Origin of the sequence: Pseudorhodoferax sp. Leaf265 (assembly GCF_001422365.1) — a bacterium.
Lineage (GTDB): Bacteria > Pseudomonadota > Gammaproteobacteria > Burkholderiales > Burkholderiaceae_C > Pseudorhodoferax.
Map to the genome: position 1 here is coordinate 1 of NZ_LMMT01000014.1, position 25120 is coordinate 25120.

28 protein-coding genes, 1 tRNA gene and 1 pseudogene are annotated in these 25120 nt (G+C 69.5%); 13 read left to right on the forward strand and 17 right to left on the reverse strand.

The window, feature by feature from the left end:
* Positions 1 to 149, reverse strand: a 149-nt coding sequence (locus tag ASF45_RS34075; RefSeq protein WP_156473014.1) for a transposase, incomplete at its 3' end; no start/stop codon positions are given.
* A 77-nt stretch (positions 150 to 226) separates the two neighbouring features.
* Between ASF45_RS34075 and ASF45_RS34560 the strand changes: the two are divergent.
* Positions 227 to 1279 (forward strand): annotated as a pseudogene (locus tag ASF45_RS34560) (acyltransferase family protein); the annotation flags it as partial.
* The gene (locus ASF45_RS37100) at positions 1273 to 1788 is read left to right on the forward strand and encodes an SGNH hydrolase domain-containing protein (RefSeq protein WP_056663732.1); all 516 of its coding nucleotides are present in this window, start codon (positions 1273 to 1275) and stop codon (positions 1786 to 1788) included. The pseudogene ASF45_RS34560 and the gene ASF45_RS37100, both read left to right, overlap by 7 nt.
* 7 nt (positions 1789 to 1795) lie before the next feature.
* On the opposite strand, the gene ASF45_RS14850 is transcribed toward ASF45_RS37100, so the two are convergent.
* The 3 genes from ASF45_RS14850 to ASF45_RS14860 are packed head-to-tail and all read right to left on the reverse strand — an operon-like array spanning position 1796 to position 3849.
* The gene (locus ASF45_RS14850) at positions 1796 to 2314 is read right to left on the reverse strand and encodes a TPM domain-containing protein (protein ID WP_056663736.1); all 519 of its coding nucleotides are present in this window, start codon (positions 2312 to 2314) and stop codon (positions 1796 to 1798) included.
* 14 nt (positions 2315 to 2328) lie between these two features.
* On the reverse strand, positions 2329 to 3258 hold the full coding sequence (locus ASF45_RS14855) for a YgcG family protein (protein ID WP_235580924.1): 930 nt from the start codon (positions 3256 to 3258) through the stop codon (positions 2329 to 2331).
* 3 nt (positions 3259 to 3261) lie between these two features.
* Positions 3262 to 3849, reverse strand: coding sequence for a LemA family protein (locus tag ASF45_RS14860; RefSeq protein WP_056663740.1), 588 nt, complete (start codon positions 3847 to 3849; stop codon positions 3262 to 3264).
* Between the two features lie 142 nt (positions 3850 to 3991).
* Here ASF45_RS14860 and ASF45_RS14865 point away from each other — a divergent pair, with 142 nt between their 5' ends.
* The 3 genes from ASF45_RS14865 to ASF45_RS14875 are packed head-to-tail and all read left to right on the forward strand — an operon-like array spanning position 3992 to position 6034.
* Positions 3992 to 4447 (forward strand): nuclear transport factor 2 family protein, encoded by a 456-nt coding sequence (locus tag ASF45_RS14865; RefSeq protein ID WP_056663742.1) that lies wholly within the window; start codon positions 3992 to 3994, stop codon positions 4445 to 4447.
* Positions 4448 to 4479: 32 nt separating this feature from the next.
* Positions 4480 to 5475 (forward strand): YheT family hydrolase, encoded by a 996-nt coding sequence (locus ASF45_RS14870; protein WP_056663745.1) that lies wholly within the window; start codon positions 4480 to 4482, stop codon positions 5473 to 5475.
* Between the two features lie 10 nt (positions 5476 to 5485).
* Complete coding sequence (locus ASF45_RS14875; RefSeq protein ID WP_056663750.1) at positions 5486 to 6034, forward strand: DUF2946 family protein; 549 nt, start codon at positions 5486 to 5488, stop codon at positions 6032 to 6034.
* A gap of 15 nt (positions 6035 to 6049) precedes the next feature.
* Here ASF45_RS14875 and ASF45_RS14880 read toward each other — a convergent pair whose 3' ends face one another.
* From ASF45_RS14880 to ASF45_RS14895, 4 genes are all read right to left on the reverse strand, one after another.
* Entirely contained in the window at positions 6050 to 6622 is a 573-nt protein-coding gene (locus ASF45_RS14880; protein WP_056663752.1) for a cytochrome c5 family protein, read from the reverse strand.
* Positions 6623 to 6710: 88 nt separating this feature from the next.
* A complete protein-coding gene (locus tag ASF45_RS14885) occupies positions 6711 to 8117 on the reverse strand; it encodes an efflux transporter outer membrane subunit (RefSeq protein ID WP_056663755.1) in 1407 nt (468 codons plus the stop codon).
* Positions 8110 to 11280, reverse strand: coding sequence for an efflux RND transporter permease subunit (locus tag ASF45_RS14890; RefSeq protein WP_056663758.1), 3171 nt, complete (start codon positions 11278 to 11280; stop codon positions 8110 to 8112). Before ASF45_RS14890 ends, ASF45_RS14885 begins: the two co-directional genes overlap by 8 nt.
* 18 nt (positions 11281 to 11298) lie before the next feature.
* The gene (locus ASF45_RS14895; protein ID WP_056663761.1) at positions 11299 to 12549 is read right to left on the reverse strand and encodes an efflux RND transporter periplasmic adaptor subunit; all 1251 of its coding nucleotides are present in this window, start codon (positions 12547 to 12549) and stop codon (positions 11299 to 11301) included.
* 222 nt (positions 12550 to 12771) lie between these two features.
* Between ASF45_RS14895 and ASF45_RS14900 the strand changes: the two genes are divergently transcribed.
* The 3 genes from ASF45_RS14900 to ASF45_RS14910 all read left to right on the forward strand — a co-directional run bounded on the left by ASF45_RS14900 (position 12772) and on the right by ASF45_RS14910 (position 14090).
* Positions 12772 to 13410: a TetR family transcriptional regulator gene (locus ASF45_RS14900; RefSeq protein WP_082551031.1), complete on the forward strand. Its 639-nt coding sequence runs from the start codon at positions 12772 to 12774 to the stop codon at positions 13408 to 13410.
* Between the two features lie 83 nt (positions 13411 to 13493).
* Entirely contained in the window at positions 13494 to 13952 is a 459-nt protein-coding gene (locus ASF45_RS14905; protein ID WP_156473015.1) for a hypothetical protein, read from the forward strand.
* Positions 13953 to 14014: 62 nt separating this feature from the next.
* Positions 14015 to 14090 (forward strand) — tRNA-Arg (locus ASF45_RS14910).
* Between the two features lie 6 nt (positions 14091 to 14096).
* On the opposite strand, the gene rsmI is transcribed toward ASF45_RS14910, so the two are convergent.
* Positions 14097 to 15020: a 16S rRNA (cytidine(1402)-2'-O)-methyltransferase gene (gene rsmI, locus ASF45_RS14915; protein ID WP_056663767.1), complete on the reverse strand. Its 924-nt coding sequence runs from the start codon at positions 15018 to 15020 to the stop codon at positions 14097 to 14099.
* On the opposite strand from rsmI, the gene ASF45_RS14920 reads away from it, so the two are divergent.
* The 3 genes from ASF45_RS14920 (at position 15020) to ASF45_RS14930 (ending at position 16697) form a co-directional block, all read left to right on the forward strand.
* Complete coding sequence (locus tag ASF45_RS14920; protein ID WP_056663770.1) at positions 15020 to 15409, forward strand: YraN family protein; 390 nt, start codon at positions 15020 to 15022, stop codon at positions 15407 to 15409. The two genes, rsmI and ASF45_RS14920, sit on opposite strands and share 1 nt — an antisense overlap.
* A gap of 65 nt (positions 15410 to 15474) precedes the next feature.
* Positions 15475 to 16074, forward strand: coding sequence for a phosphoheptose isomerase (locus tag ASF45_RS14925; RefSeq protein ID WP_056663774.1), 600 nt, complete (start codon positions 15475 to 15477; stop codon positions 16072 to 16074).
* Positions 16071 to 16697 (forward strand): BON domain-containing protein, encoded by a 627-nt coding sequence (locus ASF45_RS14930; protein WP_056663777.1) that lies wholly within the window; start codon positions 16071 to 16073, stop codon positions 16695 to 16697. The genes ASF45_RS14925 and ASF45_RS14930 overlap by 4 nt, the downstream gene beginning before the upstream one ends.
* A 41-nt stretch (positions 16698 to 16738) precedes the next feature.
* Here ASF45_RS14930 and ASF45_RS14935 read toward each other — a convergent pair whose 3' ends face one another.
* Both ASF45_RS14935 and ASF45_RS14940 read right to left on the reverse strand, forming a co-directional pair.
* Complete coding sequence (locus tag ASF45_RS14935) at positions 16739 to 17641, reverse strand: NAD(P)-dependent oxidoreductase (RefSeq protein WP_056663780.1); 903 nt, start codon at positions 17639 to 17641, stop codon at positions 16739 to 16741.
* Positions 17642 to 17673: 32 nt separating this feature from the next.
* On the reverse strand, positions 17674 to 18063 hold the full coding sequence (locus tag ASF45_RS14940) for a tautomerase family protein (RefSeq protein WP_056663783.1): 390 nt from the start codon (positions 18061 to 18063) through the stop codon (positions 17674 to 17676).
* Positions 18064 to 18142: 79 nt separating this feature from the next.
* Here ASF45_RS14940 and ASF45_RS14945 point away from each other — a divergent pair, with 79 nt between their 5' ends.
* Positions 18143 to 19045 carry a LysR family transcriptional regulator gene (locus tag ASF45_RS14945; RefSeq protein ID WP_082551032.1) on the forward strand — a complete coding sequence of 301 codons (903 nt, stop codon included), beginning with the start codon at positions 18143 to 18145 and terminating at the stop codon, positions 19043 to 19045.
* Here ASF45_RS14945 and ASF45_RS14950 read toward each other — a convergent pair.
* From ASF45_RS14950 to ASF45_RS14960, 3 genes are read right to left on the reverse strand one after another with little or no spacing between them, the layout of a single operon-like run.
* Entirely contained in the window at positions 19042 to 20178 is a 1137-nt protein-coding gene (locus ASF45_RS14950) for a PilT/PilU family type 4a pilus ATPase (protein ID WP_056663788.1), read from the reverse strand. The two genes, ASF45_RS14945 and ASF45_RS14950, sit on opposite strands and share 4 nt — an antisense overlap.
* Positions 20156 to 20824 (reverse strand): cyclic nucleotide-binding domain-containing protein, encoded by a 669-nt coding sequence (locus ASF45_RS14955; RefSeq protein ID WP_056663790.1) that lies wholly within the window; start codon positions 20822 to 20824, stop codon positions 20156 to 20158. The genes ASF45_RS14950 and ASF45_RS14955 overlap by 23 nt, the downstream gene beginning before the upstream one ends.
* A gap of 24 nt (positions 20825 to 20848) precedes the next feature.
* Positions 20849 to 21892, reverse strand: a complete 1044-nt coding sequence (locus ASF45_RS14960; protein WP_056663793.1) for a type IV pilus twitching motility protein PilT — start codon at positions 21890 to 21892, stop codon at positions 20849 to 20851.
* A gap of 41 nt (positions 21893 to 21933) precedes the next feature.
* Between ASF45_RS14960 and ASF45_RS14965 the strand changes: the two genes are divergently transcribed.
* Entirely contained in the window at positions 21934 to 22647 is a 714-nt protein-coding gene (locus tag ASF45_RS14965; RefSeq protein ID WP_056663796.1) for a YggS family pyridoxal phosphate-dependent enzyme, read from the forward strand.
* An 11-nt stretch (positions 22648 to 22658) separates the two neighbouring features.
* Here ASF45_RS14965 and ASF45_RS14970 read toward each other — a convergent pair whose 3' ends face one another.
* The 3 genes from ASF45_RS14970 to ASF45_RS14980 are packed head-to-tail and all read right to left on the reverse strand — an operon-like array spanning position 22659 to position 25008.
* The gene (locus ASF45_RS14970; RefSeq protein ID WP_056663801.1) at positions 22659 to 23186 is read right to left on the reverse strand and encodes an OmpA family protein; all 528 of its coding nucleotides are present in this window, start codon (positions 23184 to 23186) and stop codon (positions 22659 to 22661) included.
* Positions 23186 to 24523 (reverse strand): diguanylate cyclase domain-containing protein, encoded by a 1338-nt coding sequence (locus ASF45_RS14975; RefSeq protein ID WP_200932163.1) that lies wholly within the window; start codon positions 24521 to 24523, stop codon positions 23186 to 23188. Before ASF45_RS14975 ends, ASF45_RS14970 begins: the two co-directional genes overlap by 1 nt.
* Positions 24520 to 25008 (reverse strand): YfiR family protein, encoded by a 489-nt coding sequence (locus ASF45_RS14980; protein WP_056663804.1) that lies wholly within the window; start codon positions 25006 to 25008, stop codon positions 24520 to 24522. The genes ASF45_RS14975 and ASF45_RS14980 overlap by 4 nt, the downstream gene beginning before the upstream one ends.
* Positions 25009 to 25120: the final 112 nt, after the last annotated feature.

Consider the following 25120-nt stretch of genomic DNA (forward strand, 5'->3'; position numbering starts at 1 on the left):
GCCGAGACACCCTCCTGGCGAGCCACCAGCGACACGCTCATGCCTGGCTCGTAGGTGCGGCGCACCAGGGCCGCCTTCTCGGCCAGGGACCAGCGCCTGCGGCGCTGGTCTTTGACGACTACCTCTACTGACTCCGTATGCCTAGTCATATGCACTGTCCTGTTCCTATCTCCAAAGATAAGCGACAGGACGGGGCCGGGGAATCAGGGGGCTATCTCACCTGGGCGTGGAAGAGCAGTTCTATGTGATCTTTCCGCTGCTGTTCTACGCATGGTTTCGCCATCGCGGCGGCCATGGCGCCAAGGCCTGGACTGCACGCGTGCTGCTTCCAGCCCTGCTGCTCGCGTCGTTCGCATACTGCGCTTATGAGACCAGCAAGCGGCCGGATCTGGCCTACTACATGCTGCCCAGCCGCTTCTGGGAACTGGCCTGCGGCGCACTGCTGTTCCGCCTGCACCACGCGGGGCGTGCCCTGCCTGCCACGGCGGGCCGAGCAGGCATGTGGACCATTGCCGGTAGCCTCCTGATCGCGCTGGCATTCGTCTATGCCGACAAGCGGACATTCCCGTTCCCTTGGGCTGTTCCGGCCGTACTGGGTGCGGTGCTCGTCATCGGCGGCAGTGTCGGAGACGTGGCGCGACGCGCCTGGCCGAACGCTTTGCTCGGAAGCCGCGTCGTCACCTACATCGGCAAGATCTCGTACTCCCTGTACCTGTGGCATTGGCCCGTGCTGGTGGTGCTGCGCTGGACCACGGGACTGGACGACGCCAGGGTCCTCGTCTTCGCTGCCGTGCTGGCGTTCGGCCTGGCCGCGGCCTCCTACCACGGCGTCGAGCAGGGGCGGTGGTGGCGCCAGCGCCTGTCCGGCTGGCCGTCCAGGCGCACCGTGGTCTACGGCTCCGCCTGCCTTGTCCTGGGCGCGGTTTGCTTTGCCGGGATCCTGGCGTCGCAGCGCTGGATCAGCCTCAGTGTCACCCGAGACGCTCGGGTGTGGCAGCCAAACGCATGGCCATCGGCTGGCGTGACAACGCCGGTGGATGGCGGGCCGCTGGTCGGGCGCAAGCTCTTCGTGTTGGGTGACTCCCACGCCGGCGCCTACCGCACCATGCTGCAGCAGTTGAAGGAGCGGACCGGTGTCGAGGTGTCGACGTTCTCGCGCGGCGGCTGCGCTGCCGCCGGACTGCGCTATTCCGCCAACCAGGCCTGCAAGGACTGGGTTGCCGCGAAGATCGCCGAGATCAAGCAAAAGGCGGCGCCTGGCGATATCTGCGCATGCGGCGCCTGGCGGACCAGTGGGAGATCTTCGAGCCAGAGTCCCCGCCCACCCACCGTCCTGCACCACGTGATGTTCGGCAGACCCTGGTCTTCCAGGAGGCCGACAAGATCGTGGCCACGCTCCAGGAGGCCGGCCTGCAGGTGGTCATCGACGCGCCCAAACCGATCTTCAAATCGCCTGCCTTCCGTTGTTCGGATTGGTTCAACGCGCGCAATCCGATCTGCGCGGGCGGCTTCGTCATCGAGCGCGATTTTCTCGAGCAGCGCCGCCAGCCGGTCATGGATGCGCTGGCGGAGCTCAAGACTTTGCATCCTGCACTGGCGGTCTGGGACCCCTTCCCGGTGCTGTGCCCGGAGGCGGTCTGCTCTGCCTTTGACGGACCGCTGCCGAAGTTCCTCGATGGGGACCATCTGAGCGGCCATGGCAACCGCGTTCTGTTCCCATCGTTCCTGGCCATGCTGGAGTCTGTCGCGCAGCGTTTGCCGCCCCGCGCTTCTGCCAAGGCCATTTGAACGGCCGCTACCTGAGGTCGATCCGGTTCGACAGCGTATTGGCGCCGGGCCTGTCCTGCGTTGCTGGAAAGTGCTCCACCAGCACGGCCGACACCTCTTCCAGCGCCGTGGTCAAGCCGTCCTCGTACTGGCCCGCGCGCAGGGCGTTGCGCAGCTGTTCGACCATCCGTTGCCAGCGCTGTGCATCCACATGCCGGTTCAGCCCGCGGTCGGCCACGAGCTCGATGGCGTGTTCGGCCAGCAGCAGGTAGATCAGCACGCCATTGTTGTGCTCGGTGTCCCACACGCGCAGCTTGCCGAACATCGCCACCGCACGCTCGCGTGCCGTGGCATCGCGCAGCAGGTAGCTGGCGGGCAAGGCTGCTTCCACGCAGATGCAGACCTCGCCGGTGTGGCGCTGTTCGCTGGCGGCGATGCGCCGCTCCAGCCGCTCCAGCGCAGCACGCGGCAAAGCCTGGTGGGCATCGCCCACGTCGATCCAGCGGTGCGTCAGAAAGCGCCGCAGCCGGCTCCAGATCCGTGCCATGCGCGTCCTGCTCCTCACCAATCGCCGGAGGCGCCACCGCCCCCGAAATCACCGCCACCGCCGGAGCTGAAGCCTCCTCCGCCGCCGCCACCGGACCAACCTCCGCCGAAGCCGCCGGCACCGCCTGCCCAGCCGCCCGGACCGGGCCCGATGCGGCCACGCCGTTGCGACGGGCCGCCGCGCAGCAGCGGGCCCAGCCCGGCCACCAGCGCAACGACGAAGGCCAGTAGCCCGGCCGCCGCGGCCAGCCACAGCGCGGTGTGCAGCACCAGGCCTGCGAATGCGCCGACGCCGATGCCCGTGGCCGCCGCGCCCAGCCGCCTGCCGAGCACGCTGCGCAGGACGCCGGCCGCCACCGGGACGGCGAAGAACAACACGAACAGCAGCGGCGTGACGGCGTCTTCGTCCAGGCCGTGTTCGGCCGCAGGGGCAGGCGCAGGTGCTGGGAGGTTTTCACCGCGGATGCGTGCGTCCAGCTGCGCCACGCCGGCCAGCAGCGCGCCCGCATAGTCGTTCTGCCGCAGCCGCGGCGTGATGGCCTCGTCGATGATCTGCCTGGCGGCGAGGTCGGGGATGGCGCCCTCCAGGGTCTTGGCCACTTCGATGCGCAGCCGCCGGTCGTTCTTGGCGACGAGCAGCAGCACGCCGTCGCCGATGTCGCGCCGGCCGATCTTCCAGGCGTTGGCCACGCGGTTGGCGTAGGACGCGATGTCCTCGGGCGCCGTGGTCGCCACCAGCAGCACGACCACCTGCGCGCCGCGCTCCTGTTCCAGCCGGGCCAGTGCCTGTTCCAGCTGCGCACGCTGGGCCGCGTCCAGCGTGCCGGTGGTGTCCACCACGCGCGCCGCGAGCGGGGGCACAGGCTGCACCGGCTGCGCCTGCAGCGTGGCCTGGGCCAGCAGCAGCGCCGCCCACAGGCCGATCCGTGCAAGCCAGGCGCGCAAGGCCTATTTCTTCTGGAAGTCGACCACGGGTGGTGTCGAGATCTGCGCCTCGTTGGCCACCGCGAAGCTGGCCTTGGCGTCGTAGCCGAAGACCTTGGCCGTCAGGTTGGTGGGGAAGCTGCGCGCGAGCACGTTGTACTCCTGCACCGTCTGGATGTAGCGGTTGCGCGCCACCGTGATGCGGTTTTCCGTGCCTTCCAGTTGCACACGCAGGTCGCGGAAGCCCTGGTTGGCCTTGAGGTCGGGATAGCGCTCGCTGACCACCATCAGGCGCGACAGGGCGCTGCCCAGTTCGCCCTGGGCGGCCTGGAATTTCGCCATGGCCTCGGGGTTGTTCAGCGTCTCGGGGGTGACCTGGATCGCCGTCGCCTTGGCGCGCGCCTCGACCACCTTGGTCAAGGTGTCTTGCTCGAATGCAGCCTCGCCCTTGACCGTTGCCACGATGTTGGGCACCAGATCGGCGCGACGCTGGTACTGGTTCAGCACTTCGCTCCAAGCCGCCTTGGACTGCTCGTCCAGGCGTTGGAAGTCGTTGTAGCCGCAGCCCGACAAGGCCAATGCCAGTGCGATGGTGAACAGCCAATGACGCATCTTCCCGTGCTCCTTGCATCCGGCGCCACCGCCGGCTGGCGTGGAGCATAGCGGAGCATGGTCCCTGCCATGGCGAACCCCAGGCATTGGCAGCAATTCGTTGCACAATCGCGCGCACCGCAACCCTTCGTATGCCGACCGCATGAGCCCAGCCCGACTGCAGCCCGCCCCCCTGGTCGGCAGCGCCGACGACACCGAGGCCGCGTTCTACGACGCCATGCTGCATGCCGACGTGGACGCCATGATGGCCTGCTGGGCCGACGAGGACGACATCGTCTGTATCCACCCCGATGGCCCGCGGCTGGTCGGTGCCGGCGCCATCCGCGCCGCCTACGAAGCATTGTTCGTCGCCGGTGCAGTGCGCGTGCTGCCGCAGCGCGTGCGCAAGATCGAGACGCTGACTTGCGCCGTGCACAGCGTGGTCGAGCGCATCGAGGTGTTGACCGACAGCGGTCTGCGCGCCGCCGAGGTCGTGGCCACCAACGTCTACCTGAAGACGGCGCAGGGCTGGCGCATCGTCACGCACCACGCCAGCGCCGACCGGCTCGGTGGCGGCCGCGACCACGAGCCTGCGGCCGGCCCGCAGACCCTGCACTGAGCGGTCTTCCCGATCGACAGCAAGGCGGGCCGATGGAGTACAGCGCACCCTGGTGGCTTCCCGGTGGGGACATGCAGACCATCTGGGCATCGCTGTATGGCCAGCGGCGCCGGGGCCCGGCGCTGGCGTTCAAGCGCGAGCGCTGGATCACGCCCGACATGGATTTCATCGACGTGGACATGGCGGATGCCGCGGCCGATGCCGTCGATCCGGCCGCCAGCCCTGAGCAGCGGACGCTGCTGGTGCTCTTCCACGGCCTGGAGGGTTCGTCGAGCAGCCACTACGCCGAAGCCTTCGGCGACTTCGCGCGCCAGCACGGCATGGTCTACGCGGTGCCGCACTTCCGCGGTTGCAGTGGCGAGCTGAACCTCGCGCCGCGCGCCTACCACTCCGGTGACTTCGAAGAGGTGGGCTGGATCCTGCGGCGCATGCGCGCGCGCCATGCCGGCCCCATCGTGGCGGTCGGCGTGTCGCTGGGGGGCAATGCGCTGCTGCGCTGGGCCCAGGAGATGGAAGGCGAAGCTGCGGCCTATGCGTCCGCCATCGCGGCGGTCTGCGCGCCGCTGGACCTGATGGCCGGGGGCCTGGCGCTGGGGCAGGGCTTCAACCGGCTGGTCTACACCGGCATGTTCCTGCGCTCGATGAAGCCCAAGGCGCTGCGCAAGCTGGCGCAGCACCCTGGCCTGTTCGACCGCGATGTGCTGCTGTCGGCACGCGATCTCTACACCTTCGACAACGTCTTCACCGCACCGCTGCACGGTTACCGCGATGTCGAGGACTACTGGCGGCGGGCATCGGCCGGCCCGCACCTGGCCCGCATCCGCATCCCCGCGCTGGTGCTCAATGCGCGCAACGATCCCTTCGTGCCGCTGGCCAGCCTGCCCAGCGCCGATGCCGTGGGTGACTACGTCACGCTGTGGCAGCCCGAGGAGGGCGGCCATGTCGGCTTCCCCCACGGCGCCTGGCCGGCCAATGTGCGGGCCATGCCCGATGCGGTGGGCAACTGGCTGCTGCAAGCCCTGCGCTGATAATCCTGGCATGGACGACATCGTGCGCCAGGCCATCGCGAAATGGCCCAACGTCCCGGACTGCTACGGCTGGCTGGGTCTGGATGCGCGTGGCGGCTGGTACCTGCGTGACGCCCAGGCGCAGGCGGCAGGCCACTTCTCGCAGGGCGGCGCCGCCAAGGGCGATCTGCTGCGGCACGACAAGCTCTTGGCCTTCATCGGTCGCAACTACGCCTGCGATGCGCGCGGCTGCTGGTTCTTCCAGAACGGGCCGCAGCGTGTCTTCGTGGAGCTGGAGGCCGCACCCTGGGTCTGGCGCGTTGCACCCGATTTCTCGCTGTCGGCCCACACGGGCATTGCAGCCCGCCGCGAGCGGGTGCTGCTGGACGAGCAGGGCCGGGTGTTCGTGCTGACCGATCTGGGCCTGGGCCTGGTGCACTCGCTCGATGTCGTGCTCGTGGCCTCGGCCGTCGAGCAGGCCGGCTGGGTGCTGGAAGAGATGAGGGCGGCCGATTTGCCGGCAGCCCACGGATTTGTCACCAGCCCGCAGCGGCTGGTGCAGGCCGGCGCGGCGGGCTGAGGCCGCCGCGCGGCTTTACTTGGACGCGGCTTCCGCCGGGGCCGAGGCCGCGGCTGCAGGCTGGGCCGGCTCTTCGAACTTGCCGCCGCCCGCGTTGCCCAGGTAGGCCACGGCACGTGCGATCTCCAGGTCGGCGAAATCGCCGCCGCCCTGCGGTGCCATGGCACCCTTGCCTTTGAGGGCATGCTCGACCAGCGTCTGGAAGCCCTGGCCCAGGCGCGGCCCCCAGGCCGCTGCATCGCCCAGCTTCGGCGCACCGGCAACGCCGGTGCCGTGGCAAGCCGCGCACTGCGCCTTGAACACCGTCTCGCCGTTGGCCAGGGGGCGATTGGCATCGCGGATCTCCACGCTGCCGACCTTCTGCAGCCGGGCCGCCACGCCCTGGGCAAGGCTTTGCTCGGTCACGCCGCCCAGCGCCATGGCGCTGGCATCGCTGCTGCCGGCAGGCTTGACCGCCGACACCACGAAGTACACCAGCCCGATGATCACAAAGATCGGGACGACAAACGAGAACAAGGTCGCCACCAGCAGTTGCTTGGGGTTCTTGATGGGGCCCGTATGGGCGCCGCCGTCCGCATGTTCGCTCATGTTGTCCTCAGTCTCGTCGGGGGCTTTTTGTCAGCCGGCGAGTATAACGGCGGGTTCTGTGCGGACCCGTCGCGCACGCGCCGCGCTGTCAGGGCTGCTGGGTCCAACCGCCGCCCAGCGTCTTGTACAGCGTGACCTGGTTCTGCAATTGCGCGAGCCGGGTTTGCACCACGGCCTGCTGCGTGACGAACAGCGAGCGCTGTGCGTCCAGCAGATCCAGGTAACTGGCCACGCCGTTGCGGTAGCGCAGATCCGAGAGCTTGAAACGCGCGGATTCCGCCTCGGCCTGCGCCTGCTGCGCGCGCAACTCTTCGCCCAGCGTGGCGCGGCCGGCCAGTGCATCGGCCACCTCGCGGAACGCGGTCTGGATCGCTTTCTCGTACTGCGCCACCGCGATGTCGCGGTTCACGTTGGCCGAATCCAGCCCGGCCTGGTTGCGCCCGCCGTCGAAGATCGGCAACAGCAGCTGCGGTGCCGCGCTGAAGCCCCAGCTGCCGCTCTCGAACAGGCCGGACAGCTGGCTGCTGACGGTGCCGAAGCCAGCCGTCAGCGTGATGCGCGGGAAGAAGGCCGCGCGCGCCGCACCGATGTTGGCATTGGCCGAACGCAGCAGCTGCTCGGCCTGGCGGATATCTGGCCGCGCGGTCAGCACGTCCGAGGGCAGGCCGGCCGGCAGTTCGGTCATGAGCACGGCCGATTCCAGGCTCTTCGTGGCCGGCAGGCTCGCGATCTGCTGGCCCCAGTCGGGCTGGCCGACCAGTAGTGTCAACTGGTTCAGGTCCTGGGCGCGCTGGCGCTGCAGCTGCGCCAGCGTGGCGCGCGCGGCCTCCAGCAGCGACTGCGCCTGACGCAGGTCCAGCTCGGACGCCACGCCGTTGTCGAAGCGCAGCTTGGACAGCTTGGCGGAGTCCTCGCGCGTGGCCAGGGTCTGGCGCGTGAGCTCCAGCAGCTCCTCGTCGGCCAGCAGGCTCAGGTAGGCGTTCGCGACCGCGGCCACCAGCGTGATCTGGGTGGACTTGCGGCCTTCCTCGGTGGCCAGGTACTGGCCCAACGCCGCCTCGCTGAGGCTGGCCACGCGGCCGAAGAAGTCAAGCTCCCAGGACGAGAGCGTGAGCCCGACCTGGTAGGCCGTGGTGCTGCCGCCCTGGCCCAGCTCCGTGCGCGTGCCACTGGCGCCCACGCCGATGCTGGGCAGGCGGTCGGCGCGCTGGATGCGGTACTGCGCGCGGGCCTGCTCGATGTTCAGCACGGCCACGCGCAGGTCGCGGTTGTTGGCCAGGGCCTGCTCCACCAGCGCGCGCAGCCGCGCGTCGCTGAAGAAGCTCTGCCACGGGATGTCGGCCACGGGCTGGGCGGCCTGCGTGGCGGCTGTCTCGCCCGGCCACTGCGTGGCCACCGGCGCGGCTGGGCGCTCGTAGGTCGGAATGAACGAGCAGCCGGCGAGCAGCGCGGCCAGCGCCAGCGCCGACAGACGCGTGGATGGTTTCTTAGTCATGTGCGCCTCCCTTGGCTTCGCCCATGCCGGCCTCGCGTGCATGGGCGGCATAGATCTCGTTCTGCCGTTTGCTGCCCTTGAAGATGCTGCGCACGACCACGAAGAACACCGGCACGAAGAACACGGCGAGCAAGGTGCCCGTCACCATGCCGCCGATCACGCCGGTGCCGATCGCGCGCTGGCTGGCCGAACCGGCGCCGGACGCGATGAACAGCGGCACCACGCCCAGGCCGAAGGCCAGCGAGGTCATGATGATCGGGCGGAACCGCAGGTGCGCGGCTTCCAGCGCGGACTGCACCACGCTGCGGCCCTGCGCCTGCAGGTCCTTGGCGAACTCGATGATCAGGATGGCGTTCTTCGCCGACAGGCCGATGATGGTGATCAGGCCCACCTGGAAGTACACGTCGTTCGCGTAGGAGCGCAGCAAGGTGGCCAGCAGCACGCCGATCACGCCCAGCGGCACCACCAGGATCACGGCCAGCGGGATCGACCAGCTTTCGTACAGCGCCGCCAGGCACAGGAACACCGCCAGGATCGCGAAGCCGTACAGGATGATGGCCTGCGAGCCGGCGAGCTTTTCCTCGCGCGACTGGCCGGTCCATTCGAAGCCGAAGCCAGGCGGCAGCTGGGCCGCCAGCCGCTCCATCTCGGCCATGGCCGCGCCCGTGCTTTGGCCCGGGGCGGCGTCGCCGCTGATGCGCATGGCCGGGTAGCCGTTGTAGCGCACCGTCTGCATCGCGCCCGTGACCCAGCGCGTCGTGGCGAAGGCCGACAGTGGCACCGGCTGGCCCTGTGCATTGGCCGCGTTCAGGCGCAGCAGATCTTCAGGCTGCATGCGGGCCGGTGCGTCGGCCTGCACGATCACGCGCTGCAAGCGGCCGCGGTTCGGGAAGTCGTTGATGTAGCTCGAGCCCAGCGAGGTCGACAGCGCGGTGTTGATCGCATCGAAGCCCACGCCCAGGGCCTGGGCCTTGTCGCGGTCGATGTCGATCTGCAGCTGCGCTGCGTCTTCCAGGCCGTCCGGCCGCACCTGCGACAGCACCTTGCTCTGCGAGGCCATGCCCAGCAGTTGGTTGCGTGCGTTGAGCAGCGCCTGGTGGCCCTGGCCGGAGCGGTCCTGCAGCCGGAACGAGAAGCCGCTGGCGTTGCCCAGCTCGGGGATCGGCGGCGGGGAGAGCGGGTAGATGAAGGCGTCACGGATGCCCGACAGCGCACCGAACGCGCGGCCGGCCAGCGCACCGGCGGAGTGCGCCGGGTCGTGCCGTTCGGACCAGTCCTTCAGCGTCACGAACGCCAGGCCCGAGTTCTGGCCCTGCCCCGAGAACGAGAAGCCCAGCACGCCGACCATGCTCTCCACTTCAGGCTGCTTGAGCATGAAGCCTTCGACCTGCTGCATCACGTCCAGCATGCGTTCCTGCGTCGCGCCCGGTGGCAGCTGCACGTTGACGATGATGTTGCCCTGGTCTTCCTGCGGCAGGAAGGAAGTGGGCAGGCGCTGGTAGACCACGACCACGGCACCGATGATGGCGGCGTAGATGACGAGGTAGCGCGCCGCGCCCTTGAGCATGCGTGCGACCACGCCTTCGTAGCCCTTGGCGGTGCGCGAGAAGCTGCGGTTGAACCAGCCGAAGAAGCCGCGCTTCTCGTGGTGGTGGCCGGCTTCCACCGGCTTGAGCAGCGTGGCGCACAGCGCCGGCGTCAGCGACAGTGCCAGGAAGGCCGAGAACCCGATCGAGACCACCATCACCGCCGAGAACTGGCGGTAGATGTTGCCGGTGGAGCCGGCGAAGAAGGCCAGCGGCACGAACACCGAGATCAGCACCACGGTCACGCCGATGATGGCGCCCGAGATCTGCTGCATGGCCTTCTTGGTGGCGTCCAGCGGCGACAGGCCTTCCTCGCTCATGATGCGCTCGACGTTCTCCACCACCACGATGGCGTCGTCCACCACGATGCCGATCACCAGCACCATGCCGAACATGGTCAGCACGTTGATCGAGAAGCCCAGCGCCAGCAGCGCCGCGAAGGTGCCCAGCAGCGCGATCGGCACCACCAGCGTGGGGATCAGCGTGTAGCGCCAGTTCTGCAGGAACAGGAACATCACGAGGAACACCAGCGCCACGGCTTCCAGCAGCGTGTGCGTGACCTGCTCGATCGAGATGCTGACGAACTTGGAGCTGTCGTAGGGGATGTCGTACTTCACGCCCTGCGGGAAGAACTTGGACAGCTCGTCCATCTTCTGGCGCAGCAGGCGTGCCGACTCCAGCGCATTGCCGCCCGGCGAGGGCTGCACGCCCAGGCCGACCGCGGGCGTGCCGTTCAGGCGCGCCGAGGTGGCGTAGCTCTGGCCGCCGATCTCGACGCGGGCCACGTCCTTCAGGCGCACGGTGGAGCCATCGGCATTGGCACGCAGCACGATGTTCTCGAACTGCGCCACGTTGGACAGCTGGCCCTTGACGACCACGGTGGCAGCGATGCCCTGGCCCGCCACGTTCGGCAGGTCGCCGATGGTGCCGGAGGCCACCTGGGCGTTCTGTGCGCGGATCGCGGCCGACACCTCGGCCGAGGAGATCTTGACGCCCTGCATCTTGGCAGGGTCCAGCCAGATCCGCATGGCGGTTTCCGAGCCGAACAGCTGCACCTGGCCCACGCCCTTGACGCGCTGCAGTTCAGGCTGGATGTTGCGCGCGGCGTAGTCGCCCAGCTCCACCGGGGTGAAGTCGGGGTTGTCCGAGGACAGCATCGCGAACAGCAGGAAGTTGTTGCGCGACTTGTCCACGCGCACGCCCTGCTGCGTCACGGCCGAGGGCAGGCGCGGGGTCGCGCGCGACAGCCGGTTCTGCACGTCCACCTGCGCCAGGTCGTCGTTGGTGCCGGGCTCGAAGGTCACCGTGATGGTGCCCGTGCCGTCGGCCTGGGCGACCGACTCCACGTAGACCAGGCCCGGCGAGCCGTTCATCTCGCGCTCGATGACGGACAGCACGCTGTCCTCCAGCGTCTGCGCCGAGGCGCCCGGATAGGAGACGTTGATGACGATGGCTGGCGGGGCCACCGGCGGGTACTGCGAGATCGGCAGCTGGGTGATCGAGACCGCGCCCATCACGATGATGAACAGCGCGATCACCCAGGCAAAGATCGGGCGATCGATGAAGAACTTGGCCATGGATGCTTGCCTTGCTTCTTATTGCTTGGGGGCAGGGGCGGGTGCGGCGGCCGATGCCGCGGGCGCCGGCGCCTGGCCCGGGGGCTGCCAGGGCACGGCCTTGACCGGCGTGCCCGGCGGCAGCATCTGCAGCTTCTGGAAGCCGTCGACCATGACCTGCTCACCGGCCTTGAGGCCTTCGGTCACGATCCAGCGGTTGTTCTGGCCGGCCGTGATCTTCACCTGGCGCTTTTCCAGCTTGCCGCCTTCGCCGACCACGGTCAGCGTGTTGCCGCTCTCGCCGCGCGTGACGGCCTGCTGCGGCACCGCGATGGCGTTGCTGGCCTGGGCCTGCTCGATCTGCACGCGCACGTACAGGCCCGGCAGCAGGTCGCCCTTGGGGTTGGGCACCTCGGCGCGCAGCGTGATCTGGCCCGTCGTCGTGTCCACCGTCAGGTCGGAGAACAGCAGCTTGCCGGGCTGGGCGTAGGTGCTGCCGTCTTCCAGCACGATGCGCACGCTGGCGGCATCGCCATTGCCGGCGCGCTTGAGCGTGCCGGCCTCCATGGCGCGGCGCAGGCGCAGCGCATCGCTGGCCGACTGCGTGAAGTTCACGTACATCGGGTTGATCTGCTGCACCACCGCCAGGGGGGTGGCCTCGCCCTGGCCGACCAGCGCGCCTTCGGTCACGAGGGCACGGCCGATGCGGCCGGAGATGGGCGCGGTGACAGCTGCGTAGTCCAGGCTGATCTTGGCGGTCTGCACGGCGGCCTTGGCCACGGCCAGATCGGCCTCGGCCTGCACGCGCGCGGCGACGGCATCGGCATAGTCCTGCTTGCTGATCGCATTGGCGGCCACCAGCGGCTCGTAGCGCTTGGCCACCTCGGTGGTGCGCGTCACGGCGGCCTGGGCGCGCAGCACCTGGGCCTGGGAACTCTGGTAGGTGGCCTGGTAGGGCGCGGCGTCGATCGCGAACAGCGGCTGGCCGGCCTTCACATCGCTGCCTTCCTTGAACAGGCGGCGCTGCAGGATGCCGGCGGCGCGGGCGCGCACCTCGGCGATGCGCGAGGCTTCCAGGCGGCCGGGCAGTTCGGTCACCAGGCCGATGTCGCCAGGTGTCGCCACGACCACGCCCACCTCTGGCGCCGGCATGCCGCCGCCGGCCTTGGCCGGTGCTTCGGCCTTTTTGTCACCCTGGCCGCAGGCGACCAGCAACACGGCCATGGCCAGCACGATGGGCCGCAGCGGCGCGGCCGCGGTGTTCAGGGAACCAAGACGCAACGCAGACATGCGATTCCTTCCTCAGACAACAACACAACGCCGCAACCGCCGCCGATGCGGTGGCTCCGGTCTCTTCTTGGAAATGGGTGGGATGGTGGGTCAGGCGGTGGCCAGCTGGGCAGATGCCGCCGGCCCCAAGACCCCCAACGCCGGGCGAGTGTAGCTCACTTACATACAATGATGAATGTATATTGCCCCCGCCGGGCGCAACGGACTCTTGTCCAGGAGGAAATGGTGGCGCGCAGTACCAAGGAAGAAGCCCAGGCCACGCGGCACCGGCTGCTCGATGCGGCCGAGCGGCTGTTCCACCGCAACGGGGTGTCGCAGACCTCGCTGCAGCACATCGCCACCGAGGCAGGCGCCACGCGTGGCGCGATCTACTGGCACTTCAAGGACAAGGCGGACCTCTTCAACGCGATGATGGAACGCGTCACGCTGCCGCTGGAGCAGTCGCTGCAGCAAGTTGCAACAAATGGTGTCGACCCGCTGGCGGGTCTGAAGGACTCCCTGCGCAATGCGCTGGTGCAGATGCGCGATGACGCACAGTTGCGCCGCGTGGTGGAGATCGCCGTGCACAAGGTCGAGTACGTGGATGAGCTCCATGCCGTGCGTGCACGCCACCTCGCCGTGCGCAACCAGTGCGTGGGCGACATCGGGCGCGCACTGCGGCTGGCGGCGCGCCAGCGCGGCCAGCGCCTGCGCCTGCCAGCCGCGGTGGCGGCAGCCGGCCTGCACGCCACCATCGACGGGCTGATCTTCAACTGGCTGCTCGACACCGCGGCCTTCGACCTGCCGACCCTGGGCGAGCAGATGCTGGAGCTGCACCTGGTCGGCCTGGGGCTGCGCGAGCAGGTGCAGCGCAACAAGTGAAACAAGTCTCCGTGCGCCTGCAACCGCACTGAAACAGCGCCTTTCCACCATGGGCGGCGATGTCGCCGCTGCCCCTGTCTGCCATGCAAAGCCCTGGCCTGGATCCGCCCGAGGACCCGGCGCGGCTGCGTGCGCCCATGTCAGACCGCTGGACCCGGTACGACACGCTGGCCTACCTGGAAGCGCGCGACCTGGTCAGTGGCGAGGCGCATGCCTTCCTGGCATACCGCGAGACCAGCCTCATGGGTGCGGGCTGGCGCGTGCGCGTGCGCTCACGCCTGACGGCCGGTGGCGTGTTCGAGCCCGCGGCCATGGCCCAGCAGGCGCAGGGCGCCACGGCGCGCGGCGAGCACAGCTTCGTCTGGGGCTACCAGCGCCTGCCGCGTGCGGCTGATGCCCGCCACGTCGAGTTCCGCGTGCATGTCGACGCCGGCCGGCCGGTGCGGCTTGAGCTGTACGCGCGGCTGCGCCTGGCCGACGGCAGCCCAGCGCCGGCGCGCTCGGCCAGTTGTGACTGGCCGGCGGGGCCTGCCGGCCCCTGAATCCGGGCGCGCGGCGCCTGGCCAAAGTCGGTGCCAACGCGTGGCTACAATGGCGCCCGGTCGCGGCTGTAGCTCAGTGGATAGAGTATTGGCCTCCGAAGCCAAGGGTCGTGGGTTCGATCCCCGCCAGCCGCACCAAGTCTTTCAGTTCTTCCCCGCCTCTTCGTCCTGCTGCGGCTTGAGCCGCAGGGCCTGCGCGTACAGCGCATTGCGCGGCTGGCCCGTGATCTCGGCGGCAAGGCGCACGGCGGTCTTCAGCGGCAATTCGGGCAGCAGCAGCTTGAGCACCCGCAGGTCCTCGACCGGCGCTGCACTGGCCGGCGCGGGGTGGACGACCAGCGCGAACTCGCCGCGCGTGCGCGTGGCTTGCGCGGCCAGCCAGGCTGGCAGCTCCTGCGCCGCGACCGTGGCGATCTCCTCGAACTGCTTGGTCAACTCGCGCCCCACCGTCACGGGCCGCGAACCCAATGCCGCCAGCGCGCGCGCGAGCACCTCGATGCGGTGCGGCGCCTCCAGCAGCACGACGGCGCGCGCGTCGGCCGACAGCGCCTGCACCGCGGCATCGCGCTCGCCGGCCTTGCTGGGCAGGAAGCCCGCGAACACGAAGGCCGCGTCCTCGGCGATGCCGGCCACCGACAAGGCCGTGGTCACGCTGCTGGCGCCCGGCAGCGGCACCACGGCGAAACCGGCCGCGCGCGCGGCCGCCACCAGGCGCGCGCCGGGGTCGCTCAGCGCGGGCGTGCCGGCATCGCTGACGTAGGCCACGCGCTGGCCCTGCTGCAGCCGGGCCAGCACGGCCTGGGCGGCCTCGGCCTCGTTGTGCTGGTGGGCCGCCATCAGCTGTGCGCCGGGCCGCTCCAGCCCATAGGCGCGCAGCAGGCTCTGCGTGTGGCGCGTGTCCTCGCAGGCGATGGCGTCGACCAGCTGCAGCACATGCAGCGCGCGCAGGCCGATGTCGGCCAGGTTGCCGATCGGTGTGGCGACCACGTAGAGTGCGGCCTGCGGGTAATGCTGTGTTGCCGCGGCCTCATGGGCGGCGCGCAACGCCAAGGCGAAAGAAGCGCTCAATGGGATTCCTCTGGAAGGGTGCGGCCAGCGGGCCGACCACGAAGCAGGCAGGCGACGCGGCCGAGGCCGTGGCGCTGGCACATCTGCAGCGCGCCGGGCTGCGTCTTCTGGCGCGCAATTATCGGACGCCGGGCCGTGGCGGCGGCGAGATCGACCTCGTCATGCGCGCGCCCGACGGGACCGTGGTGTTCGTCGAGGTGCGGCGCCGCGCCAGCCTGACGCATGGCGGCGCCGCGGCCAGCATCGGTGCTGCCAAGCGGCGGCGCATCGTGTTCGCGGCGCGCCACTACCTGATGCAGCTGGCCACGCCGCCGCCCTGCCGCTTCGACGTGGTGGTGCTGGAGCCGGGCGGACCGCAATGGCTGCGGGCGGCGTTCGACGCCGATTGAGGCTGTTACAAGCCTGCTCACCCCAGCTGCAGCAGGGAAAACCGCAGGGGTATCATCTCCGCCCCATGCTAGAGCAACGCATCCAACAGCATTTCATCGACAGCGCCGACCTGAAGTACCAGTCGGCCGAGGCCTTGAGCAAGCCCATCGCGGCGGCCGTGCAGGCCATCCTGGTCAGTGTGACCAGCGGTGGCAAGGTGCTGGCCTGCGGCAACGGCGGTTCTGCCGCCGACGCCCAGCACTTCGCGGCCGAGTTCGTCGGCCGTTTCGAGCGCGAGCGGCCCGAGCTCGGCGCCATCGCGCTGACCACCGACAGTTCCATCCTCACGGCGATCGCCAACGACTATTCGTACGAGCAGGTGTTCGCCCGTCAGGTGCGTGCGCTCGGCCTGGCCGGCGATGTGCTGCTGGCGATTTCCACCAGCGGCAATTCGCCCAGCATCCTCGCGGCCGTCGAGGCCGCGCATGCGCGCGAGATGACGGTGGTGGCGCTGACGGGGCGCGGCGGCGGCAAGATGGCCGGCGCGCTGCGCGAGACCGATGTGCACGTCTGCGTGCCGCACGACCGCACGGCCCGCATCCAGGAGGTGCATCTGCTGACGCTGCACTGCCTGTGCGACGGCGTGGATTCCCAATTGCTAGGTGACCAGGAAACAAGTCTATGAAGGTGAGTTTGAAGCGCGTCGTGCCGATGGTGCTGGCCGCGGCCACGCTGGTGGCCAGTCTGTCGGCCTGCGTGCCGTTGGTGGTCGGTGGTGGTTTCGCCAGCGGCGTGATGGTGGCGATGGACCGCCGCACCTCGGGTGCCCAACTGGAAGACCAGGGCATCGAGCTGCGCGGCGCCAACCGCATCAAGGAAGCGCTGGGCGAGAACGCGCGCGTCAGCGTGACCAGCTACAACCGCCAGGTGCTGTTGACCGGCGAGGTGGCGCGCACCGAGGACATCCAGCGCGCCGAGCAGATCGTCGCCAAGGTGGAGAACGTGAGTTCCGTGGTCAACGATCTGGCCGTGGGCATCCCGGCGGCGCTCACGCAGCGCTCCAACGACCTGCTCATCACGAGCAAGGTCAAGGCCTCGCTGATCGACGCCAAGGACCTGCAGGCCAATGCCTTCAAGGTCGTGACCGAGCGCAACGTGGTCTACCTGATGGGCCGCGTGACGACGCGTGAGGCCAACCGCGCGACCGAGATCGCGCGCGGCGTGAAGGACGTGGCCAAGGTAGTGCGCGTCTTCGAGACCTTGACCGAGGAAGAGCTGGCCCGGCTGGGCCAGCAACCGGCCAAGTAGGCCGGCTTGCAGCAAAGCAGGGCGCCGCGAGGCGCCCTTTTTCATTTGAGCCGCGTGATCAGGCTGGAGGTGTCGAGGCGGTTGCCGCCGGCCTGCTGCACGTCGGCGTAGAACTGGTCCACCAGCGCCGTGACGGGCAGGCGTGCGCCGTTGCGCTTGGCTTCGTCGAGCACCAGCCCCAGGTCCTTGCGCATCCAGTCCACGGCAAAGCCGAAGTCGAATTGGCCCTGGACCATGGTCTTGCCGCGGTTCTCCATCTGCCAGCTCTGGGCCGCGCCCTTGCTGATGACTGCCAGCACCTGTTCCATGTCCAGCCCGGCGCGTTGGCCGAAGGCGATGGCCTCGGACAGGCCTTGCACCAGGCCGGCGATGCAGATCTGGTTGACCATCTTGGCCAGCTGGCCCGAGCCGCTGGCGCCCAGCAGCACGATGGAGCGCGAGAAAGCCTGGGCCACGGGCTCGATGCGCGCGAAAGGCTCGGCGTCGCCGCCGCACATCACGGTCAGCATCCCGTTTTGCGCGCCTGCCTGGCCGCCGGAGACCGGGGCGTCGACGAAGTGCAGGCCGGCCTCGCGCGCCTTGCCATGCAGCTCGCGCGCCACGTCGGCCGAGGCCGTGGTGTGGTCCACGAACACCGTGTCCTTGTCCATGCCGGCGAAGGCGCCGTTCGGGCCCAGCACGACGGAGCGCAGGTCGTCGTCGTTGCCGACGCAGCAGAACACGATGTCGGCGCCGGCCGCGGCCTCGCGCGGCGTGGCGGCGGTTTTGCCCTTGAATTCATCGGCCCAGGCCTGGGCCTTGGCGGCCGAGCGGTTGTAGACGGTGACCTGGTGGCCGGCCAGGGCCAGATGGCCGGCCATGGGGAAGCCCATCACGCCCAGGCCCAGGAAGGCGACGTGGCGGGCGGGTGTGGCGGTGTAGCTGCGCGGATTGGTGGAAGCCATGCGGATTCGATCTCCAGAGTGGACCGGCGATTCTAGGAAGCCGCGGGCGCATAGTGCGCCACGCCCTCGCCGAAGGACCAGTTCTCGCGCGCGGTCTCGACCAGGTGGACGATGAGGTCCGCCGCGGCGAAGCCGGCCCGTGTGGCGTTCTGCGCGATGCCTGCGTAGAGCGCGCGCTTGTGCGCCAGCGTGCGACCGAACGAGCAGGTGATCTGCACCAGCGCCGCGCGCGCGGAGTGCTGCACGCCCAGGTAGGCCGGGGTGCAGACCAGTGCACCGGGCGGGTGGCGCGCGAGCACCTGGAAGCGGTCGTCGGGCGGCACCTCGAAGCTGGCCACCAGCGCCTGGTGGACGGCGTCGCCAAGCGCTTGCGCGTCCTCTTGCGAGACAGTGTCGGGAAGATCGATGCGGACGAAGGGCATGGGGTTCTCCTTGAAAGAGCATTGACTGTGCCCGGCGTGCGCCGTAGCCGAAACGCCCGCGCGTTCACAATGCTTGTGCATGGCACGCACAAGCATGGACCAGCTGGGCTTCGAGGACTTCGAGCTGTTCGACCGGATCGCGGCGACCCGCTCGCTGTCCGAGGTCGCGCGCGAGCGCGGCGTGGCCAGCAGCAATGTGTCGCGTGCGCTGGGCCGCATCGAGGCCGCCTGTGGCCTGCGCCTGGCGCACCGCAGCACGCATGGCCTGGCACTCACCGACGAGGGCGCGCTGTTCCTCGCACACGCGCAACGCATGCTGGCCGAGCGCCGCGCGCTGCAGGCCAGCCTCGCGCCGCGCCGCACGGCCGTCGCGGGCTTGCTCCGGCTCGCGCTGAGCCGCCTGCTGGCCGAGTACATCGTGGTGCCCAGCCTGCCGGCCCTGCGCGCCGCCCATCCGGGGCTGCAGGTCGAGCTGCACCTGGGCGACCGCCTGGCCCGCATCGCCGACGAAGGCATCGACATCGCCGTGCGGGCCGGCGTGGCACCGGCCGGCCACCATGTGGTGCGGCCGCTGGCGCGCTACGGCCGGCGCCTGTACGCCGCGCCGGCCTACCTCGACCGGCACGGCGCACCGGGCAGCGTGGCCGAGTTGGCCACGCACACACTCATCGGCAACACCGCGGTGCCGGGCCACAACCTGTGGTCCTTTCACGCGGAGGGCAGCCTGGCCGTGCAGGGCCAGCTGCGGGCCGATTGCAGTGCGGCCGTCGTGGCGATGGCGCTGGCCGGCGCGGGCATTGCCAGCCTGAACGACCGCGTGGCCGAGCCACTGGTGCGCCAGGGGCGGCTGCAGCCCGTGCTCGCGCAGCTTGTGGACCCGGGCGAGCACAGCATCCAGGCCGTGGTGCTGGCCGAGCAGCACCGCGCCCCGCGCATCCGCGCCATGCTGGCGCATCTGCAGGGAGCGTTCGCGCCTGGCTAGAGGATGGTCAGGTTCTCCGTGCCGGCGGCCAGGTCGTTGCTGCGCGCGCGCTGGCTGTTGAGCTTGATCTGCAGGCGCAGGTCGTTCAGCGAGTCGGCGTTGCGCAGCGCGTCCTCGTAGGTGATCAGGTAGCTCTCGAAGGCGTCGAACAAGGCCTGGTCGAAGGTCTGCATGCCCAGGTTGCGGCTCTTCTTCATGACCTCCTTGATCTCCGCCACTTCGCCCTTGAAGATCAGGTCGGCGATCAGCGGCGAGTTCAGCAGCACCTCCACGGCGGCAATGCGACCCTTGCCGTCCTGGCGCGGCACCAGGCGCTGCGAGACGATGGCCTTGAGGTTCAACGACAGGTCCATCAGCAGCTGTGCGCGCCGTTCCTCGGGGAAGAAGTTGACGATGCGGTCCATCGCCTGGTTCGCGCTGTTCGCGTGCAGCGTGGCCAGGCACAGATGCCCGGTCTCGGCGAAAGCCACGGCCTGGTCCATGGTGCTGCGGTCGCGGATCTCGCCCATCAGGATCACGTCGGGCGCCTGGCGCAGCGAATTCTTGAGCGCCGCTTCCCAGCTTTCCGTGTCGATGCCCACCTCGCGCTGTGTCACCACGCAGTTCTTGTGCGGGTGCACGAACTCCACCGGGTCTTCGATGGTGATGATGTGTCCATGCGAGTTCTCGTTGCGCCAGTCCACCATGGCCGCCAGCGTGGTGGATTTGCCCGAGCCGGTGGCACCCACCATGATGCACAGGCCGCGCTTGGTCATCGAAATGTCCTTGAGCACGGTGGGCACGCCGAGTCCGTCCAGCGTGGGGACCGTGGCCGGGATCACGCGCAGCACCAGGCCGACCTTGCCCTGCTGCAAGAAGGCGTTGACCCGGAATCGGCCGATGCCGCCAGGCGAGATCGAGAAGTTGCACTCCTTGGTGCGCTCGAACTCGGCCGCCTGCTTGTCGTTCATGATGGCGCGTGCCAGTGCCATCGTGTGGGCCGGCAGCAGTGGCTGCGCAGAGACCTTGACGATCTTGCCGTCGACCTTGATGCCGGGCGGAAAGTCGGCCGTGACGAACAGGTCGCTGCCGCCGCGGGTGATCAGCAACCGCAGCAGGTCGCTGATGAACTTACTGGCCTGATCGCGTTCCATAGGGGGCTTCCTGGTTCGGACGGTCCGTGAGGCGGGCGTTGACGGCACGCAGCCGCAAGGAGAGCTTGCGCGCCAGCAGGGCGATCAGCGCCGCAGCCAGCCGCGGGTCGCTGCCCATCATCTCGTCCAGGCCGTCGGCGGGCAGGACGGCGATCTCGCAATCGGTCAAGGTGGTGCAGGCGGAAAAGCGCTGGCCGCTGTCCAGCAGCGACATCTCGCCCAGGATCTCGCCCGGCCGGCTCTCGGCCAGCCGCAGCAACTCGCCCCAGGGCTGGCGCCGGTCCACCGCGATGCTGCCCCGCAGCAGCACCACCATGAAGTTGCCGAACTCGTGCTGGTGGATGACGACGCGGCCACTGCCCACCCGCACGAAGCGGAAAAAGCGCTCCATTTGCACGATGTCCTGCGCTTCCAGGCGCGACATGTTGCGGTCGCGCGCCCACAAGGCCTGCAGGTTGGCGATGGCCGCGCCCGAGGGGATGCTGCGCGCGCCGATCTCGGTGGCGCGCGTCTCCCACGGCACCATCACCGCCTCGTCGTGGCCTGGGCCGGGCTGCGCGGCGGCGAACAGCCCCGGCTCGGCGCCCTCGGCCGTGCGTTCGCGTGCCGGCCATGCGCCGCGCAGGGAACCGAACCAGCTACGCATGGGGCCCGCTTCCGCGCCGCCCGCTCATCCGGGGAAGTTCTCGGGCGTCTTCGCCTTGCCGCGTGCCTCGGCCGGCGAGATCACGTTGCGCCGCACCAGGTCGGTCAGGTTCTGGTCCAGCGTCTGCATGCCGGCGGCCTGGCTGGTCTGGATGGTCGAGTACATCTGCGCCACCTTGGCCTCGCGGATCAGGTTGCGGATGGCCGGCGTGCCCAGCATGATCTCGTGCGCCGCCACGCGGCCCTGGCCGTCCTTGGTCTTGCACAGGGTCTGCGAGATCACGGCCTGCAGCGATTCGGACAGCATGGCACGCACCATCTCCTTCTCCTCGGCCGGGAACACGTCGATGATGCGGTCGATGGTCTTGGCCGCGCTGGAGGTGTGCAGCGTGCCGAACACCAGGTGACCGGTCTCGGCCGCGGTCATGGCCAGGCGGATGGTTTCCAGGTCGCGCAGCTCGCCCACGAGGATCGCGTCGGGGTCTTCGCGCAGCGCCGAACGCAGCGCGGCTGCGAACGACAGCGTGTGCGGCCCGACCTCGCGCTGGTTCACCAAGCACTTCTTGGACTCGTGCACGAACTCGATCGGGTCCTCGATCGTCAGCACGTGGCCGTACTCGCTCTCGTTGAGGTGGTTGACCATGCCGGCCAGCGTGGTCGACTTGCCCGAGCCGGTGGGCCCGGTCACGAGCACCAGGCCGCGCGGCTTGAGCGCCAGCTCGCCGAAGATGCGCGGCGCGTTGAGCTGCTCCAGCGTCAGGATCTTCGAGGGGATGGTCCGCAGCACGGCACCGGCGCCGCGGTTGTGGTTGAAGGCGTTGACCCGAAAGCGCGACAGGCCTTCGATTTCGAACGAGAAGTCGATCTCCAGGAACTCCTCGAAGTGCTTGCGCTGGCTGTCGCTCATGATGTCGTACACCATGCCATGCACCGTCTTGTGGTCCAGCGGATCGACATTGATGCGGCGCACGTCGCCATGAACGCGGATCATCGGCGGCAGGCCGGCCGACAGGTGCAGGTCCGACGCCTTGTTCTTGACCGTGAAGGCCAGCAGCTGGGTGATGTCCACAGGAATCCTTGGGTGGATTTGGTACTCTTGCTTAACTAATTATGACGAGCATACGTAACAATCTCCAGCAAGTGCGCGACCGCATCGCCACAGCCTGCGCCCGCGCCGGACGGCCGGCGGACAGCGTCCAGTTGCTGGCCGTTTCCAAGACCATGCCGCTGCCCAGCGTGCTGGAGGCCATGGCCGGTGGCCAGGCCGCCTTTGGCGAGAATTACGTGCAGGAGGGTGTGCAAAAGATCGAGGCGCTGCGCGCCTGGGAGGCCGAAGGCGGGCGCCCGGTGCAGGTCGCGTGGCACATGATCGGGCCGCTGCAGAGCAACAAGACCCGCGTGGTCGCCGCGCACTTCGACTGGGTGCACAGCGTGGACCGGCTCAAGATCGCCGAGCGGCTGGCCGAGCAGCGGCCGGCCGAGCTGGGGCCGCTGCAGGTCTGCATCCAGGTCAACATCGATGGCGGGGCCAGCAAGTCCGGCGTCGCGCCCGAGGACACGCTGGCGCTGGCGCGCGCGGTGGCCGCCCTGCCGCGGCTGGCGCTGCGCGGGCTCATGACCATTCCCGAGCCGCAGAGCGGCTTCGAGGCCCAGCGCGCCGTGCACGCGCGTGCGCGGGCCCTGTTCGAGCAGGTGCGGGCGGCCGGCATCGGCGGGGCGGCGTTCGATACCTTGTCCATGGGCATGACGGCCGACCTGGAAGCCGCCGTTGACGCGGGCAGCACGCTGGTGCGCGTGGGCACGGCGATCTTCGGCGCGCGCTGAGGCGCGGCGTCTCATTGCGCCGGCAGGACGATGGCCACGCGCCGGTTCTGCTGGCGCTGCTCGGGCGTGCGGTTGTCGTTCACGGGCGCGGTCTTGCCCAGGCCGAGCGTCTGGATGTCGGCATCGCGCAGGCCGGCGGCCACCATGGCGCGCTGCACGGCCTGGGCGCGCCGCAGCGACAGCGCCAGGTTGTAGGCCTGGCTGCCGGTGCTGTCGGCATGGCCTTCGATGCGCACGCGCGTGATCTCCAGCTGGGCCAACTGGCGCCCGAGCCGATCGGCGGTGGCCTGGCCTTCGGTGCCCAGCACGTCGGAGTCGCTGTCGAACAGCATCCGGCCCGCGATCGAGAGTTCCCAGCCCTCGTCGGTGGGGCGAAAGCCCAGCGCCCGCAGTTGCTCATCCCGGCTCGGCGCCGGTGTGGGCGGTGCGGGTGGTGCGGGCGGTGCGGGCGGTGCGGCGCAGGCTGCCAGCAGCCAGGCGCTGGCCCAGGCGGCGCCGAGCAGGCAGGCGCGGCGCGAGGCCATCCAATGCAGTTCCATCACAACTCCGAAATGTCGCTGACGACATAGGCGCCTTCGAACAGGCGGCTGGTGCCGCGGCCACTCTTCTTGGCTTCGTACATGGCACGGTCGGCTGCGCGCAGCAGCTGGTCGGCGGTCTGGCCGTGCTCGGGATACAGCGCAATGCCGATGCTGACCGAGGGCACGATGCGCTCGTGGCGCTCGGACAGGGGCAGCGCCACGGCGGCGTTGATCTTGTCGGCGATGCGCAGCGCGTCCTGGGGGTGGTGCACCGGCGCCAGCAGCACCGCGAATTCGTCGCCGCCCAGGCGCGCCACGATGTCGCCCTCGCGCAGCTGTGCGCGGATGCGCGTGGCCACCTCGATCAGCAGCAGGTCGCCGACGGCGTGGCCGTAGTGGTCGTTGATTTCCTTGAAGCGGTCGTTGTCCATGTACAGCACGGCGATGTTGCCGCCCTGGATTTGGGCGTCTTGCAGGATCCGGGCCAGGCGGCGGCTGAAGTAGGCGCGGTTGTACAGGCCGGTCAGGCTGTCGTGGTTGGCCAGGTGCGTCAGCGAGCGGTTCTCCTGCGCGAGCTGGGCCTGCTGCATCTCGATTTCGGTCAGCAGGGCGTTGAAGTCCTCGCCCAGTGCGTGGAACTCGGCGATCTGCGAGGCCGGCGCGCGCTGCATGCCGCCGCGTTGCGCACGCGCCCGGTGGGTCATCGCGATCAAGGCGTCCACCGGCTCCACGATGTCGCGCTGGATGCGCCGCGACAGCAGACGCAGGCCCAGCCCGGCGCACACCAGGCACAGCGCGATGCCGGCCGCGGCGGTGGCCAGGAAGCGGGCGAACACCGCACCGTCGCCCCGCAGGCGCACTTCGCCGATCTGGCGGCCGCGGTCCAGCACCGGGGCCACGGTGGGGGCCGGCATCAGCAGGCGGCCCAGCGGCTCGCCGGCCGCCTCGAGCAGCGCGTCGGCGCGCTGCCGGTCCGCAAGCGCGTAGCGCGCCAGCACATGGCCGGCCTGGTCGCGCAACTCGGCCTCGCGCAGCGACTCGCGCTGGGCGATGACGGCCAACTGCTCCATGATGGCCACGCGGTCGTTGAACACCACCGCTGCCTCGACCGAGTAGGCGATGGAGCGCGCCACCAGTTCGAGGTGGTTGTTGGCATAGGTGCGCAGCGCCAGCACGGCGGCCAGCAGCAGCGCCAGGCCCACGGCGGCCATGCTGATGCTGGCCACGCGCACATGGGCCCGCCGCAGCGTCTGCAGCAGGCTGCGGCGCGCCGGCTGCGCCGGCATGCCGGCGGTCACGGCGGTCACGGCGGAGGCGTCGGCAGGGACGCCATGCGGCGGCTGGTCGCGGCTCATGGCTTGCGCTCCTGCCCCAGGCGCAGCACCTGCGGATGGATGCGCACCTTGCCGCGGGCCAGCGCATCGAGGTTGATCTCGAAGCGCACGGCATGTCCTGCAGGTTCGATGTCCAGCCGCACCATGCCGCTGGCCAGGCACGGGGTCGAGCGTTCGCACAGAGTCAGCACGGGCTGGCCGTCCAGTTCCTGCGCCAGTTGCTGCCATTGGGGCGTCTCGAGCGCGCCGATGTAGAGCACGTCGCATTGGGTGGCGACGGCCTGGCCGGCTTCCAGCCGCCGCAGCAGCACGGGACCGCCTGGCCAGGCGATGCCCTGTTGCTGCAGGCGTTCGGCATGCGGGCTGGCTCCGACGAAGCACACGCGCAAGGGATCGGGGGGCACGGGCCAGCGCGTGTAGGCCAGCACGCGGGTCACGGTCTCCCGCAGGTCCAGCCCGATGGGCTGGCCCGTGACTGGGGTGGCTGGCACGAGGGCGAGCAGCATGGACAGGGCCAGGCCCGCCGGCCCGTGGCGTCGCAAGAAGGAGGCGGCGTGTTGGCCGGGAGACATGCAGGATAAGGGGGCGTTCCTCACGCCCCGGCGAAAGCAGCGCGCG